The sequence below is a fragment of the Rhizobium sp. UFLA01-1127 genome, from assembly GCF_059803845.1.
Genome location: NZ_JAUQTZ010000023.1, coordinates 21,885 through 37,100, shown reverse-complemented (window position 1 = coordinate 37,100; position 15,216 = coordinate 21,885). Strand labels below are relative to the sequence as shown.

At 61.0% G+C, this 15,216-nt stretch carries 12 protein-coding genes; 5 read left to right on the top strand and 7 right to left on the bottom strand.

From position 1 onward, the window contains the following. The first annotated feature begins 8 nt into the window (after positions 1 to 8). From Q4Q11_RS08260 to edd, 4 genes are all read left to right on the top strand, one after another. Positions 9 to 1,307: an NAD(P)/FAD-dependent oxidoreductase gene (locus Q4Q11_RS08260; RefSeq protein ID WP_112512395.1), complete on the top strand. Its 1,299-nt coding sequence runs from the start codon at positions 9 to 11 to the stop codon at positions 1,305 to 1,307. A gap of 132 nt (positions 1,308 to 1,439) precedes the next feature. Then, positions 1,440 to 2,915 (top strand): glucose-6-phosphate dehydrogenase, encoded by a 1,476-nt coding sequence (gene zwf, locus Q4Q11_RS08255; RefSeq protein WP_113213874.1) that lies wholly within the window; start codon positions 1,440 to 1,442, stop codon positions 2,913 to 2,915. A 15-nt stretch (positions 2,916 to 2,930) separates the two neighbouring features. After that, a complete protein-coding gene (pgl, locus tag Q4Q11_RS08250) occupies positions 2,931 to 3,629 on the top strand; it encodes a 6-phosphogluconolactonase (RefSeq protein ID WP_112512397.1) in 699 nt (232 codons plus the stop codon). A 177-nt stretch (positions 3,630 to 3,806) separates the two neighbouring features. After that, positions 3,807 to 5,630 (top strand): phosphogluconate dehydratase, encoded by a 1,824-nt coding sequence (gene edd, locus Q4Q11_RS08245; protein WP_112512398.1) that lies wholly within the window; start codon positions 3,807 to 3,809, stop codon positions 5,628 to 5,630. 134 nt (positions 5,631 to 5,764) lie between these two features. Here edd and Q4Q11_RS08240 read toward each other — a convergent pair whose 3' ends face one another. From Q4Q11_RS08240 to Q4Q11_RS08215, 6 genes are all read right to left on the bottom strand, one after another. Then, positions 5,765 to 6,118, bottom strand: coding sequence for a hypothetical protein (locus Q4Q11_RS08240; protein ID WP_112512399.1), 354 nt, complete (start codon positions 6,116 to 6,118; stop codon positions 5,765 to 5,767). Between the two features lie 192 nt (positions 6,119 to 6,310). After that, a complete protein-coding gene (locus Q4Q11_RS08235) occupies positions 6,311 to 7,399 on the bottom strand; it encodes a sn-glycerol-3-phosphate ABC transporter ATP-binding protein UgpC (RefSeq protein WP_112512400.1) in 1,089 nt (362 codons plus the stop codon). Positions 7,400 to 7,421: 22 nt separating this feature from the next. Next, positions 7,422 to 9,074 carry a beta-galactosidase BglA gene (gene bglA, locus Q4Q11_RS08230; RefSeq protein ID WP_498569170.1) on the bottom strand — a complete coding sequence of 551 codons (1,653 nt, stop codon included), beginning with the start codon at positions 9,072 to 9,074 and terminating at the stop codon, positions 7,422 to 7,424. A 36-nt stretch (positions 9,075 to 9,110) separates the two neighbouring features. Next, positions 9,111 to 10,265 (bottom strand): carbohydrate ABC transporter permease, encoded by a 1,155-nt coding sequence (locus Q4Q11_RS08225; RefSeq protein ID WP_498569169.1) that lies wholly within the window; start codon positions 10,263 to 10,265, stop codon positions 9,111 to 9,113. A gap of 1 nt (position 10,266) precedes the next feature. Then, positions 10,267 to 11,283 (bottom strand): carbohydrate ABC transporter permease, encoded by a 1,017-nt coding sequence (locus Q4Q11_RS08220; RefSeq protein ID WP_498569168.1) that lies wholly within the window; start codon positions 11,281 to 11,283, stop codon positions 10,267 to 10,269. Between the two features lie 125 nt (positions 11,284 to 11,408). Then, positions 11,409 to 12,770 (bottom strand): ABC transporter substrate-binding protein, encoded by a 1,362-nt coding sequence (locus Q4Q11_RS08215; protein WP_112512404.1) that lies wholly within the window; start codon positions 12,768 to 12,770, stop codon positions 11,409 to 11,411. Between the two features lie 310 nt (positions 12,771 to 13,080). On the opposite strand from Q4Q11_RS08215, the gene Q4Q11_RS08210 reads away from it, so the two are divergent. Beyond that, complete coding sequence (locus Q4Q11_RS08210; protein ID WP_112512405.1) at positions 13,081 to 14,112, top strand: substrate-binding domain-containing protein; 1,032 nt, start codon at positions 13,081 to 13,083, stop codon at positions 14,110 to 14,112. 110 nt (positions 14,113 to 14,222) lie between these two features. Here the strand turns inward: Q4Q11_RS08210 and folD are convergent, their stop codons facing one another. Continuing rightward, positions 14,223 to 15,122 (bottom strand): bifunctional methylenetetrahydrofolate dehydrogenase/methenyltetrahydrofolate cyclohydrolase FolD, encoded by a 900-nt coding sequence (folD, locus tag Q4Q11_RS08205; protein WP_112506745.1) that lies wholly within the window; start codon positions 15,120 to 15,122, stop codon positions 14,223 to 14,225. Positions 15,123 to 15,216 lie beyond the last annotated feature (94 nt).

Here is a 15,216-nt window from a genome sequence, read left to right as displayed (position 1 = left end):
AAGCGCTCATGACGCTGCAGGAAACATGGCAAAGCCCGATTGCCCCCGGCCTTTCCTTCTACCAGGCGACCGTCGGCCCGCGCGCGACCTATCCGAAGCTCGATGGCTCGCGCCGGGCTGATGTCGCAATCGTCGGCGGCGGCTATACCGGCCTTCAGGCGGCCTATAATCTCGCCAAGGGTGGCGCCGAGGTCGTATTGATCGATGCCAACCGCTTCGGCGACGGCGCCTCCGGCCGCAATGGCGGACAGCTCGGCACCGGTCAGCGTTGGTGGCCGGAAGAGATGGAAGAGAAGATCGGCTACGAGCGGTCGAAGGCCCTGTTTGATCTGGCCGAAGACGCCAAGCGGCATCTCCTCGATTTCTCCGCCGAGCATGGCATCGACATCGATTTCCTGCCCGGTCAGATGAATGTCACGCACAAACACCGCTATAAGCGCGACTACATGGACAGTGTCGAGATCGCCGCGACCCGCTACGGCTATCCGCACATGAAATTCATGGACGAGACCGAAACCCGGGAGCGGCTGGGGTCGCAATTCTATCTCTACGGCGTGCGGGATATAGGCACGGGTCATATCCACCCGCTGAAACTGCTCATCGGCCTTGCCCGCGTTGCGGCAGAAGCCGGCGCTTCGCTCTTTGAAATGACCAAGGCGGAAGGCTTTCGCCAAACGGGCGGCAAGACGATCGTCGAAACGGATGGCGGCGAGATCACTGCCGACCGGGTGCTGATCGCCTGCAACGGCCATATCGGCAGCCTGGAGCCGGTGACGGCGAGCCATGTCATGCCGATTCGCTCCTTCATCGGCGCGACTGAACCGCTTGATCGGTTTCCGACCGTGCTGCCCGGCAATGAGGCGGTCGCCGATTCGCGCTTCGTCGTGCGTTACTTCCGCAAATCGAGGGATGGGCGGCTGCTGTTCGGCGGGCGCGAGGCTTATACGGCCGACAATCCGCGCGACATAACGCAGCATATCCGTCGGCAGATCACCGAAATCTATCCCGCTCTCAGCGATGTCAGGATCGACTATGCCTGGGGCGGCTCGGTCGGCATCACCATGCCGAGGCAGCCTTTCGTGCGCGAGGTCATGCCTGGCGTCACCTCCATCGGCGGCTATTCCGGACATGGGGTGATGCTGTCAAATTATTGCGGTAAACTCTATGCGAAAACGGTTCTCGGGAATGCGGACGAGCTTCATCTCTTCAAGGAGCTGAACATACCGCCCTTCCCCGGCGGTGCGCGCATGCGGGCGCCGCTGCTGTTCCTGGCGCTCTCGTGGTTTGCGCTACGCGACAGGTTTTAAAACCGTAAGAATGATTTCTTCCGCCGGCAATCCGCTCTAAAAAGCCGAGTCTGAATTTTGCGATGCACACTGGCCTTTTTAAATCGATTAGATTAAAAGGGGCCTCAACCAAGACCGATTGAGAGATAGCTCATGAGCAGCCAGATCATTCCCGTTGAACCATTTGATTATGTCGTTTTCGGCGGCAGCGGCGACCTTGCCGAGCGCAAGCTCCTGCCAGCTCTTTACCATCGTCAGGTCGAAGGCCAGTTTTCCGAGCCGACGCGCATCATCGGTGCTTCACGCAGCGCGCTTTCCAACGAAGAATACCGCAAGTTTGCCGACGCCGCCCTGAAGGAACACCTGAAGAAGGGCGAATATGACGACGCCGAGGTCAAGAAGTTCCTGGCTCGCCTGTTCTACGTGCCGGTCGATGCGCGCAGCGATGCCGGCTGGGATCAGCTCAAGAAGCTTCTGGACGAAGGCAAGGAACGCGTGCGCGCCTTCTATCTGGCCGTCGCTCCGGGGATCTTCGGCGATATCTCGCAGAAGATCCACGATCACAAGCTGATCACCAGGCAGACCCGCATCGTCGTCGAAAAGCCGATCGGCCGCGATCTGGCGTCCGCACTGCAGCTCAACGACACGATCGGCAAGGTCTTCAAGGAAGAGCAAATCTTCCGTATCGATCACTATCTCGGCAAGGAAACGGTGCAGAACCTGATGGCGCTGCGCTTTGCCAACGCTCTCTACGAACCGCTGTGGAACGCCAACCATATCGACCATGTGCAGATCACAGTGGCGGAATCGGTCGGTCTCGAAGGCCGCGCCGGCTACTACGACACGGCCGGTGCGCTCCGCGACATGGTGCAGAACCACATCCTGCAGCTCCTGTGCCTGACAGCGATGGAAATTCCCTCCTCCATGGATTCGGAAGCCGTTCGCGACGAGAAGCTCAAGGTTCTGCGCGCGCTGAAGCCGATCGACGCCTCCAATGTCGAGCAGGCGACGGTTCGCGGCCAGTATCGCGCCGGTGCTTCGGCAGGCGGCCCGGTCAAGGGCTATCTCGACGAGCTGGAAGGCGGCGTCTCCAACACCGAAACCTTCGTTGCCATTAAGGCCGAAATCGGCAACTGGCGCTGGGCCGGCGTTCCCTTCTACATCCGCACCGGCAAGCGCCTTGCCGGCCGCGTGTCGGAGATCGTCATCACCTTCAAGCACATTCCGCACACGATCTTCGATCAGGCCGCCGGCCGCATCGTCGCCAACCAGCTCATCATCCGCCTGCAGCCGGATGAAGGCGTCAAGCAGTCGCTGATGATCAAGGATCCGGGTCCGGGCGGCATGCGCCTGCGCAACGTCTCGCTCGACATGAGCTTCGCGGCTGCCTTTAACGTCCGCAATCCGGACGCCTATGAGCGCCTGCTGATGGACGTCATCCGCTCCAACCAGACGCTGTTCATGCGCCGCGACGAAGTGGAAGCCGCATGGGAATGGGTCGATCCGATCCTCAAGGGTTGGGAAGAGGCAGGACAGCAGGTGCAGGGCTATACGGCCGGCACCTGGGGTCCGAGCCAGGCTATTGCGCTCATCGAGCGTGACGGCCGCACCTGGCACGACGACATCTAAACCGGGACGACCACGATGACAGCGAACATGCATGCATTTGCCAATGGTGCCGAACTCGCCGGCAAGCTCGCAGACAAGGTGGCCGAGACCCTCTCGGCGGCCATCGCGACGCGCGGCTCCGCAAGCATCGCGGTCTCCGGCGGCTCGACGCCGAAGGCTTTCTTCCAGTCGCTGTCATCGCGCTCGATCGACTGGGACAAGGTAACGGTCACCCTCGTCGACGAACGGTTCGTGCCGGCGGATAATCCGCGCTCGAACCACCTGCTCGTTCAGGAAAACCTGCTGAAGGACAAGGCGGCGGCGGCTAGGTTCCTCCCGCTCTATCAAGCGGCGGCTTCCGTTGAGGAGGCTGCAGTTATTGCCACGGAAGAAACCAAGGCTGTCGGCCATCCCTTCGATGTCGCCATCCTCGGCATGGGCAATGACGGCCACACGGCTTCCTTCTTTCCGGGCGGCAGCAATCTCAAGGCTGCACTCGATCCGAACACCCCGCGCGGCATCATCACGATGGAAGCGGAAGGTGCCGGCGAGCCGCGGCTGACGTTCACTTTCTCCAGCCTTCAGGATGCCCGATTGCTGGTGCTCCATATCGAGGGAGAGGGAAAGAAGGATGTCCTCGCCAAGGCGGAAGCTGCAGGCGAGGAAACCGAGATGCCGATCCGCGCCATGCTGCGCCGGGCCGCTTCTCCGGTCGAGATTTATTGGGCTCCGTGACACGGCCGGCAGGCCTCGTCATCGAACCCTGAAGACACAGCAACATGTGCTGCGCCATGCGCCCGCAAGGGTGCGCCGGCAGAGCATTGACTTTTGGACCCCGCGCCGCGCCTTTTACAAGATAGATCGAAGTCGATCTTCCGGGCAACGCGCAGAACAGACGGAGGCAGATCGACCATGGCCGCTGACGCCCGCATTGCCAAGATTACCGCACGCATAGCCGAGCGCTCGAAGCCGACACGCGAAAGCTATCTGGATCGCCTGCGCAATGCCGCAACGAAGGGCGCGCAACGTTCCGTGCTCGGCTGTGCCAATCTTGCGCATGGCTTTGCCATCTGTTCCCCCTCCGAGAAGGACGCACTGGCGGGAGACCAGGTGCCCAATCTCGGCATCATCACCTCCTACAACGACATGCTCTCGGCGCATCAGCCCTTCGAGACCTATCCTGCCATCATCCGCCAGGCTGCGGCCGAAGCGGGCGGCATTGCGCAGGTTGCCGGCGGCGTGCCGGCCATGTGCGACGGTGTCACGCAGGGACAGCCGGGCATGGAGCTCTCGCTCTTCTCGCGCGACCTGATTGCGATGTCGGCAGCTGTCGGCCTGTCGCACAATATGTTCGATGCGGCCGTCTTCCTCGGCGTCTGCGACAAGATCGTCCCTGGCCTCGTCATCGCCGCCCTCTCCTTCGGCCATCTGCCTGCGGTCTTCATTCCCGCCGGGCCGATGACTTCGGGCCTGCCGAACGACGAGAAATCGCGCGTGCGTCAGCTCTATGCGGAAGGCAAGGTCGGCCGCGCGGAACTGCTCGAGGCAGAATCCAAATCCTATCACGGCCCCGGCACCTGCACCTTCTACGGCACGGCCAATTCGAACCAGATGCTGATGGAAATCATGGGTTTCCACATGCCGGGCGCCTCCTTCGTCAATCCCGGCACGCCGTTGCGCGAAGCCCTGACCCGCGAAGCGACCAAGCGTGCGCTTGCGATCACCGCCATGGGTAACGAATTCACGCCGGCTGGCGAGATGATCGACGAGCGCTCGATCGTCAACGGCGTCGTCGGCCTGCACGCGACCGGCGGTTCGACGAACCACACCATGCACCTCATCGCCATGGCGCGCGCCGCCGGCATTGTGCTCACCTGGCAGGATATTTCCGAGCTTTCCGATGTCATCCCCCTGCTTGCCCGCGTCTATCCGAACGGGCTTGCCGACGTGAATCATTTCCATGCCGCCGGCGGCATGGGCTTCCTCATCAAGGAACTTCTGAAGAAGGGTCTGCTGCACGATGACGTGCGCACCGTCTACGGCCAAGGTCTCGAGAGCTACTCCATCGACGTGAAACTAGGCGCCGACGGCAATGTCGTGCGCGAGCCCGCCCCGGACAAGAGCCACGACCCGAAAGTGCTGGCAAGCATCGAGACGCCCTTCCAGAGCAATGGCGGCCTGAAAATGCTGCGCGGCAATGTCGGCAAGGCCGTCATCAAGATTTCCGCCGTTAAGCCCGAGCGCCACATCGTCGAAGCGCCGGCCGTGATCTTCCACGATCAGCTGGAAATGCAGCAGGCCTTCAAGGACGGCAAGCTGAACCGCGATTTCGTCGCCGTCGTCCGCTTCCAGGGGCCGAAGGCCAACGGCATGCCGGAGCTGCACAAGCTGACGCCGGCGCTCGGCGTGCTGCAGGATCGCGGCTTCCGCGTGGCGCTCTTGACCGACGGCCGCATGTCGGGCGCATCGGGCAAGGTCCCGGCCGCCATCCATGTGACGCCGGAAGCCATCGACGGCGGTCCAATCGCTCGGATCAAAGAGGGTGACATCATCCGCATCGACGCAGTCGCCGGCACGCTGGAGGTGCTGGTCGATGCCGCTGACATGGCCGAGCGCGAGCCTGTTACAGCCGATCTCTCGGAAAACGAGTTCGGCATGGGCCGCGAGCTCTTCGCTCCGTTCCGCCACGCCGCAGGACCAGCGGATCAGGGCGCAAGCGTCCTGTTCCGCCACTGAGATTGTCGCCGGATTTCAGCAGAACGGCATCGCTGCCGCTGATCACGTCTCTTGAGGATGCGCTCGAAAAATGGCGGACGGAAATCTGAACCGTCCGCCGCGTGGATCGCTACGCCCGTTTGCGTGCCCGTCGATCAGGCGCGGATATCGAGCACGCGATTCTTATGGGCCGGATGCGTGCTGTAAACGAAGATCTTGTTCATTTCCTTCTCTGTGAGAAGGCGCAGGAAACGGACTTCCACCGTATTGTTGGAGAAGACCTTCATCAGTATGCAGCCGATCTTGGTAATGCGCGCGTCCGGGATATCGAGATAGAACTGCTTGGGCAGATTATACTGGGTGAGGATCGCGAGAACCGCGCTGCTCTGCGAGATGCGGATAATATCACAGCGGCGGGACGCAAGATTCATCACGCCCTTTTCGGTGTATTCAAGGCGTGCTGCGTTCATCGTGTCTTCCATGCGAAACCGCACTTCGCGGTCATACATGAAGGATTCTTCCTTATTGAGGAAATGCTGACCTGAATTAGCTCTGCCGAACGCGGCCATCCTAGTAAACCTCTGGAGGTTATATTATGAAGGCGAGACTATCAGCGGGTGTTTAACAGAAGGTTTGAATGCGCCACCCCAAGATGAATTTTGTTGTTCATTTTTACTCGGGCCAGCGCATCCAGTCAGCGGCTATTTGCGATAGGAATGGCCAGCGGCGTCGAAGAGATGCAGCTTCTGCCGGTCGGCAGCAAAGCGCATCTTCTGACCGCGATGAATGTCCGCAATGCCGGGGATCTTGACAATGATCGGTTCGCCATCGACCAGGCCTTCGAGATAGAGCTGCGTCACTTCGCCGAGCGCCTCGACGATCGAGACCTCGCCTTCAAAAAGATAGTCTTCGCCCGTCGCGATACGCAGATCTTCTGGGCGCACGCCGAAGCTCGCCGTCTTACCCTTCTCGGAAGCCTCCGTCGGCATGTCGAGCGTTACCGACTTGCCGCCGGTCAGCGTTACGGTCGTCGTCGCACCGGTCTCGGTGACCGTCGCCGGAATGATGTTCATGGCCGGCGAGCCAATGAATTTTGCGACGAAGAGATTGGCCGGGCGCTCGTAGAGTTCGAGGGGAGCGCCGACCTGCTCAACTCGGCCGGCCGACAGCACGACGATACGGTCGGCAAGCGTCATGGCTTCCACCTGGTCGTGGGTGACGTAGATCATCGTCGTCTCGGGCATGGAGTCGCTGAGTTTGGCGATCTCGATGCGGGTCGCGACGCGCAACGCGGCATCGAGGTTCGAGAGCGGCTCGTCGAACAGGAAGACCTTCGGGTTGCGGCAGATGGCGCGGCCGATGGCGACGCGCTGGCGCTGACCGCCCGAAAGCGCCTTCGGCAGGCGTTCCAGATATTGCGTGAGCTGGAGGCTCGCTGCCGCCGAACGCACGCGACGGTCGATCTCCTGCTTGCTTTCGCCTGCAATGCGCATACCGAAGGCCATATTGTCGTAAACGGTCATATGCGGATAGAGGGCATAGGACTGGAAGACCATGGCGATGCCGCGCCGCGACGGCGGCACCTCGTTCACCTTCTGACCGGCGATCATCATATCCCCGGCCGTGATGCTTTCCAGCCCGGCAATCATCCTGAGCAAGGTGGACTTGCCGCAGCCGGAGGGGCCGACGAAAACGATGAATTCGCCCTCGTTGATCTCCAGATCGATACCGTGCAGCACATGCACGCTGCCATAGGATTTCTTGATATCCTTCAGAACAAGTCCCGTCATTATGCTCCCTCCTCCCAAAGGCTCAGGCAAGACGCGCGAAATAAGCGCCCCAGGCCGGAATATCGATCTTGTTGCCGTAGTTGTTGCTGGTAAAGCCGTGTCCCGTCAATGCCTGCCAATTACCTTCAGGCAGGATTGCCATGACTTCGACGGGGCTCATGTTGAAGGCGCACAGAATGATTTCGCCGGCATAAATGCGGGTATAGATCAGCACGTCGCCCTGCGGTTCCGAAAAGGCGATCTCGCCCTTGGCGAAGGTAGGATGCTGCTTGCGGAAGGCGAGGAAGCGGCGGTATTGCTCGAGCACCGAATTTTCATCGCCCTGCTGCACGCTGACGGCACGCAGGATGTGTTCGACCGGCACCGGCAGCCAAGGCTTCACGGTCGAAAAGCCACCCTGCGCCACCTGGCTGTCCCAGACCATGGGCGTGCGGCAGCCGTCGCGGCCCTTGAACTCCGGCCAGAACTGGATGCCGTAAGGATCCTGCAAATCCTGATAGGCAAGATCGGCTTCCGTCAGTGCCAGCTCCTCACCCTGATAGAGGCAGACGGAACCGCGCAGCGTCAGCAGCAGCGCCGCATAGAGCTTGGCGAAGGCATCGCGGTCGGCAACCAGATTGCCCCAGCGGCTGACATGGCGCACGACGTCATGGTTGGAGAAGGCCCAGCAAGCCCAGCCTTCCGGAGCTGCCGCATCGAAGTCATTCATGACCTCCTCGACGCGATCCGGCGAAAGAGCATCCGGTGACAGGAATTCGAAGGCGTAGCACATGTGCATCTTGTCGCCGCCGGAGGTATATTCGCCGACGATTTCGAGACCGCGCTGGCTGTCGCCGACTTCGCCGACGGCGGCAATGGCCGGATATTCCTCCAGAACGGCACGGAAGCGCTTCAGGAACTCCAGGTTTTCCGGCCGGTTCTTGTCGTAGAGATGCTCCTGAAAGTTATAGGGATTGACGGCCGGTGCTGTGGACGCGTTGCGACGCGAAGGTTCCAGCGCCGGGTTGTCGCGCAATTCCTTATCGTGGAAATAGAAATTGATGGTATCGAGACGGAAGCCGTCGACGCCACGGTCGAGCCAGAAGCGCACGACGTCGAGCAGGCGGTCCTGCACCTCCGGATTGTGCAGGTTCATATCCGGCTGCGAGGTCAGGAAGTTGTGCAGGTAATATTGCATGCGGGTCGGATCCCAGGCCCAAGCCGAGCCGCCGAAGATCGACAGCCAGTTGTTGGGCGGCGTGCCGTCCGGCTTGGCATCGGCCCAAACATACCAATCGGCCTTGGGGTTACCCTTGCTCGAACGGCTTTCGACGAACCAGGGATGGCGGTCAGAACTGTGCGACAGCACGAGATCGATCATCACCTTGATGCCGAGGCGGTGGGCTTCCATCACCATCGCGTCGAAATCGGCCATTGAACCGAAGATCGGATCGACATCCTCGTAGTTGGAGACGTCGTAGCCGAAATCGCGCATCGGCGAGGTGAAGAAGGGCGAAATCCAGATGGCATCGACGCCGAGCGCTGCCACATGCGGCAGGCGGACGGCGATGCCCTTGAGGTCGCCAATGCCGTCACCGTTGGAGTCCTGGTAGGAGCGCGGATAGATCTGATAGATCACGGCGCCGCGCCACCAGTCCTTGTCAACTTCCTTAGCCGATTGAGGGGCAATGCTCATGCTGATTGGGTCCTGTAGTAAGTGCGCGTTTTTGAATCAGCCCCCCTTCACCGACCCGGCGAGCAGACCGCGCACGAGATAGCGCTGCAGACCGAAGAAGACGAGGAGCGGAATAATAATTGTGACGAAAGCCGATGCCGTCAGGATTTCCCAGTTGCCGCCGCGCGAGCCGAGCAGCGCGTTGAGGGCCGCCGTGAGCACGAGGTGATCCTTGTCCGTGCCGAGGAAGACCATGGCGATCAGAAGGTCGTTCCACACCCAGAGGAACTGGAAGATCGCAAAGGAGGCCAATGCCGGGAATGACAGCGGCAGGATGATCCTGACGAAGATATCGAAATCGCTGGCGCCATCGACGCGGGCGGATTCGATGATTTCCTTGGGCAGGCCGGAAATGTAGTTGCGCAGCAGGTAGATGGCGAGCGGCAGGCCGAAGGCCGTATGCGCCATCCAGATGCCCGGATAGGTCTTCGACGGCACGCCGAAGATCTGGCCGATCTCGTTATAGATGCGCAGGAGGGGAATCAGCGACATCTGCAGCGGCACGACGATCAGGCCGACCACCAGCGCGATCAGGATCGCGCGGCCGGGAAACTCCATCCAGGCAAGCGCATAGGCCGCAAAGGCGGCGATCAGGATCGGAATGACGGTCGCCGGGATCGTCACCGTCAGCGAATTGATGAAGGACTGGCCTATACCTTCGCCGCCGAGAACCGTGCGGTAGTTGTCGAATGTAAATTGCGGCGGCGTGGCGACGGTGAGGTAAACGCGCTTGGCGCGCGCGTCCGCTCCGAACGGACCGCTCTTCTGATAGCGGTAGCTGCCATCGGCGTTGATCGTCAGCGTCTCGCCGTTCTCCAGCGCTGCCGGCGCGCCGGCCTTGTAGGCGGCCGGCTCCTGCACACGCAGGCCAAAGGACTGAATCTTTCCGCCGCCTTCAACGTTGAGCGTGCCCGATATCACGAAATTTGCGCCCTCTGGCTTGGCCTTGTCCGGCCCGTCGAGACGGGCGGCCGTCGTACGCGAGGAGCCGGCAAATGCCGTCCACCAGCCGGAAGCGACGATCTGATCCCTTTCGCGCAGCGCGGTCACGAAAATGCCGAGCGTCGGCAGCAGCCAGAGGAAGACGATGAGCAGCACCGCGGCATGAACGAAGATGCGGGCGGGACCGATGCGACCGAGATTTCCCATCATGTCAGCGCCCCTTCATTTCAGCGTTTGCACGGCGGATGTTCCAGATCATGATCGGCGTGACCGCAATCATGATGACGAGCGCGATGACGGCGCTTCGGCCGCTGTCGCCGCCGCCGCGGAACATCCAGTTGAACATCAGGTTGGCGAGCACCATCGTATTCCACTGGCCATTGGTCATGGTCAGCACGATGTCGAAAACCTTGAGGACGAGGATGGTGATGGTCGTCCAGACCGTGGCGATCGTGCCCCAGACCTGCGGCACCATGATCTTCCAGAAGATCTGCCAGCCATTGGCGCCGTCGATAACGGCAGCTTCGATGGTTTCCTCCGGAATCCCGCGCAGCGCGGCAGAAAGGATGACCATGGCGAAGCCGGTCTGAATCCAGATGAGCATGACCATCAGGAAGAAGTTGTTCCAGAAGGGAATGGTGATCCAGACCTCCGGCGTGCCGCCGAAAAGCTGAACGACGGCGTTGAGCAGACCGATCTGCACGTCGGTGCCGCCGCGATATTCGTAGATGAACTTCCAGATGACGGAGGCGCCGACGAAGGAGATCGCCATCGGCATGAAGATGACAGCCTTGGCGATGTTGCCCCACCAGATGCGGTCGGTCATGACGGCGATGACGAGGCCGAAGAAGGTGCAGGCAGCCGGCACGACGGCAAGCCAGAGAATGTTGTTGAAGATCGACTGGCGGAATTCGGTGTCGTTGAGCGCCCAGACATAGTTGGCGCCGCCGACGAACTTGTTACCGTCGGGTCCATAGAAGGACAGGATGAACGTCGCCACCACCGGATAGACGAGATAGAGGACGAGCAGGAACAGCGCCGGCCCGAGGAACAGCCAGGGCCGGATGAGACCGCGACGGCGAAGGTTGACGGCGGCCCGATGGACGTCGTCGCCCTCCCGCGCCGGGAAAATCAAGTCCAAAAGCTTGTTTGAAAACCAGAAATAAGCGGCGCAAATGGCAACGCCGAATATCATGGCGCCAATCGCCGATACGATCTGCGAAAACATCCATTCCCTCCCCGAATTTGCCTGCTGGAAGCCACCCGTTCGGCATCGGCCGCGCAGGAAAGCGGGCCGTCATATGCTGAATGGCGCCGCCGGCGATTTGCCGGCGGCGATGGGACTATGATGTCTTACTTGATGGCGTCCCAGGACTTCTGGATGCTGTCGGCAACATCCTGTGCGGACTTGCCGCCGACAAAATCCACCATGCCGGTCCAGAACGAGCCTGCACCGATCTTGCCCGGCATCAGGTCTGAACCGTCGAAGCGGAACGTGGTGGCGGTGGTCAGGATCTCACCTTCCTTGCGCAGCGTATCGTTGGCGTAGGCGGCGGTGTTGACGGCCTTGTAAGGCGTCAGGAAGCCCGATTGCGCCATCCAGACTTCCTGGGCGATCGGCGTCTGCAGGAACTGGATGAAGGCACGGGCAGCCTTGGAGTCCTTGGTGATGGCAGCAAGCGTACCGGCACCTTCCACCGGCTTGCCGAGTTCAGGATGCGAGGCGAAAGGCGGGAAGTAGAAGAAGTCCGCATCCTGGCCGAGCTTGGTGCCTTCCGGGAAGAAGGACGGAATGAAGGATGCCTGCTTGTGCATGTAGCACTTCGGCGGAACCGTGAAGAGGCCCTTTGGACTGTCGCGGAAGTCGGTCGAGGCAACCGCTGCGACGCCGCCGGCGACATATTTCGGATTCTTCGCAAACTTGCCGAATTCCTCGATCGCCGCGACGACCTTCGGATCATTGAACTTCAGCGAGTTGTCGACCCAATGATCGTAATCCTGCGGCGTATTCAGGCGCAGCATCAGGTCTTCGACCCAGTCGGTTGCCGGCCAGCCGGTCGCGCCGCCAGAACCCAAACCGATGCACCAGGGCGTGCCACCATCCTTGACGATCTGGTCCGAAAGCTTGACCAGATCTTCCATCGTTGTGGGAACCTTGTAGCCGGCTTCTTCGAAATTCTCGGGCACGTACCAGACCAGCGACTTCAGGTCGGCCTTGTATGGGAAGGCATAGAAGGCATCCTTGCCGTCCTTGCCCTTGTAGGTGCCGTAGCCGATCCAGCTTTCGCCGGCGCCGTAGTTCGTCTTGACCCAGCCGGCAAGATCATCGCCGAGCGGCGTCAGATAGCCCTTGCTGGCGAGGTTGGCGAGCAAGCCCGGCTGCGGAAGGATTGCGACATTCGGCGGCGAACCGGCCTGCGTGTCGATGACGATCTGCTGCTCGTAGTTTTCCGAGGACGAATATTTGGCGTTCACCCCGGTCGCTTCGGTGAAATAGTTCAGGACGCTGGTGAAGAGCGCCTCGTCCTCGCCGCGCCACGGACCGAAGATGGTCAGCGTCTCGCCCTTCAGGTCGGCATGCGCGGCCTTGAAGTCGTCGTAGCTCTTCCAGTTGAATTTGGAGTCCTGACCAGGCTGGAACTTCAGATCGGCCGCCATCGCCGTGCCGGCCACCAAAGCGGCGGCGGCAACGGTCATCAAGAACATCTTTTTCATGCGTTGTCCTCCCAAATAACGAAAGCCATGAGCCCAACACCATCCCGTGCTGTACGCTCCATTCCTCAAAGCGCTTTGGCTACTCCTGTCATCCATTGAGAGCGGGATAAAGTCAAGCGCTTTTCAGATTTCCGCCAATATTCACAGCATTTCTCGCACTGCAGCATAGAATGCGGCCGAATACCTTGCTAATTATCTTGTCACTCGCATGTCTCCTGCTACATAATTGAAAGCGCTTTGGAAGTCTGGAGGCTTTTCGGGAGGTTGCCTCGGCATCTTGGCGGCATGCAGTTGGAGGAGCTGGAACACCGTGAACCTGAAACAGCTATCGCAAATGCTGGGGCTGTCGCAGACGACAGTCAGCCGGGCATTGAACGGATATCCCGAGGTCAATCACGAGACCCGCGAGCGCGTTCTCAAAGCGGTTCGGGAAACCGGCTATCGGCCCAACAAGGCGGCCCAAAGGCTTGCGACCGGCAAGGCCGGTTCGATCGGGCTTGTCATGCCGACTTCGCCCGGCAACTCTTCGGACGTGCATTTCAGCGAATTCCTGACGGGGCTCGGAGAGGAGGCCCTGCGACATGACTTCCATTTCGTTCTGACGCCCGCCGACCCGAACGACGAAGTCGGCGCGTTGCGGCGGCTGGCCGCCAGCGGCAATGTCGATGCCCTCTTCGTCAACTATATGCGCGGGCACGATCCACGGCTCGACATGCTGAAAACGCTCTCCATGCCGTTCCTCGTGCATGGACGCTCGATCGGCTCCGAGCCCGACTACCCTTTCCTCGACATCGATAACGAAGCCGCCTTCTACGATGCCACGAAACTGCTGCTGCAGCTGGGGCATCGGCGCTTCGCTCTCCTGAACGGCCCGATCTATCTCGATTTCGCCATCCGCCGAAAGAAGGGCGTGGATGCGGCCCTTGCCGAGCGTGGCCTGGCGCTCGACGAAGCGTGCGTCAGCCATACGGCGATGACGGACGAACAAGGCCTGTTCACCATGGAACGCATCCTGCAAATGGAGAGGGAGAGGCGCCCAACCGCAGTGCTATGCTCCAGTACCGTGCTGGCGCTCGGCGCCGTTCGTGCCATCAACCAGGCAAAGCTGAGGCTTGGCGAGGACATCTCGATGATCGCCCATGACGACGTGCTGACCTTGCTCAAGCCGGAAAACTTCACCGTGCCGCTGACGACCACCCGCTCGTCGCTGCGGGCGGCGGGCGTGCGCATCGCCGAACGGCTGATCGGCGAAATCAAGCATACCGATACGTTCCCCGCGCAGGAATTGTGGAAAGCGGAGCTGATCGTCCGCGCCTCGACCGGCGTTGCGCCGGCCGATTGATCGCGATTTAAAGCATGTCGCGCAAAAGTGCGCAGCGGTTTTGCGATGACGACATGCGCAAAATCAGAGACCTAAAGCGCGGGAGCGAATCTTGGAGATCGCGACGCGTTTCAGAACTTCGGCGGCTTTCTGCCTGCGGCCCGATGAGCGGCGATGACGGTATTGGCCATCAGCATCGCGATCGTCATCGGCCCGACGCCGCCAGGAACCGGCGTGATCGCCGCGGCGACCTCGGATGCTTGCGCGTAGGCGACATCGCCCACCAGCCGGCTCTTGCCCTCGCCGCGTTCCGGCGCATCGATGCGGTTGATGCCGACATCGATGACTGTCGCGCCCGGCTTCACCCAATCGCCCTTGACCATCTCCGGACGGCCGACGGCCGCCACCAGGATATCGGCGCCTCTTGCGACGGAGGCGAGATCCTTCGTCCGCGAATGCGCCGTCGTGACCGTCGCGTTGGCGGAAAGCAGCAATTGCGCCATCGGTTTGCCGAACAGGTTGGAGCGGCCGATGACGACGGCATTCAGACCCGACAGGTCCTCGCCATGGATAGAGCGCACCAAAAGCATGGCGCCGGCCGGCGTGCAGGAAATCAGCCCGGTTTCGAGATCGCCGGTCGCCAGCTTGCCGGCATTGACCACATGCAGGCCGTCGACATCCTTCTCCGGCCGGATCGACTGGATGATCGCATCGGAATCAAGATGCTTCGGCAGCGGTAGCTGCACCAGGATGCCGTGGACGGACGGATCCTCATTCAGCGAGGCGACGAGCCCGGCCAGTTCTTCCTGAGTGGTTTCCGCCGGCAGCGTGTGCTGGATGGAGTTGAAGCCGCATTCCTTGGCCATGCGGCCCTTGGCGCCGACATAGGTGTGGCTGGCCGGATCGTCGCCGACGATGACGACCGCAAGCCCGGTCTTCACACCGGCCTCTTTCTCAAGTCCCGCTGCCGCAGCCTTCACCGCCTCGATCACCGAAGCTGCCGCTTGTTTCCCGTCGATCACTGTCGTCACGCTCGTCTCCCGATCATGAATTCGCTGGCAATCTACAGGCCATCCGCCTGACGGAATTGCCTGCAAACGCCCTATGGTGTCTGAAAGGGGTAAT

Bases quoted from the DNA above. Each gene is read 5' to 3' on its own strand.
- bglA (WP_498569170.1), bottom strand. From the start codon at position 9,074: ATGAGCATTGCCCCTCAATCGGCTAAGGAAGTTGACAAGGACTGGTGG.
- Q4Q11_RS08235 (WP_112512400.1), bottom strand. From the start codon at position 7,399: ATGACGGGACTTGTTCTGAAGGATATCAAGAAATCCTATGGCAGCGTG.
- Q4Q11_RS08220 (WP_498569168.1), bottom strand. From the start codon at position 11,283: ATGTTTTCGCAGATCGTATCGGCGATTGGCGCCATGATATTCGGCGTT.
- Q4Q11_RS08215 (WP_112512404.1), bottom strand. From the start codon at position 12,770: ATGAAAAAGATGTTCTTGATGACCGTTGCCGCCGCCGCTTTGGTGGCC.
- Q4Q11_RS08240 (WP_112512399.1), bottom strand. From the start codon at position 6,118: ATGTATGACCGCGAAGTGCGGTTTCGCATGGAAGACACGATGAACGCA.
- edd (WP_112512398.1), top strand. From the start codon at position 3,807: ATGGCCGCTGACGCCCGCATTGCCAAGATTACCGCACGCATAGCCGAG.
- Q4Q11_RS08260 (WP_112512395.1), top strand. From the start codon at position 9: ATGACGCTGCAGGAAACATGGCAAAGCCCGATTGCCCCCGGCCTTTCC.
- Q4Q11_RS08225 (WP_498569169.1), bottom strand. From the start codon at position 10,265: ATGATGGGAAATCTCGGTCGCATCGGTCCCGCCCGCATCTTCGTTCAT.
- zwf (WP_113213874.1), top strand. From the start codon at position 1,440: ATGAGCAGCCAGATCATTCCCGTTGAACCATTTGATTATGTCGTTTTC.
- pgl (WP_112512397.1), top strand. From the start codon at position 2,931: ATGACAGCGAACATGCATGCATTTGCCAATGGTGCCGAACTCGCCGGC.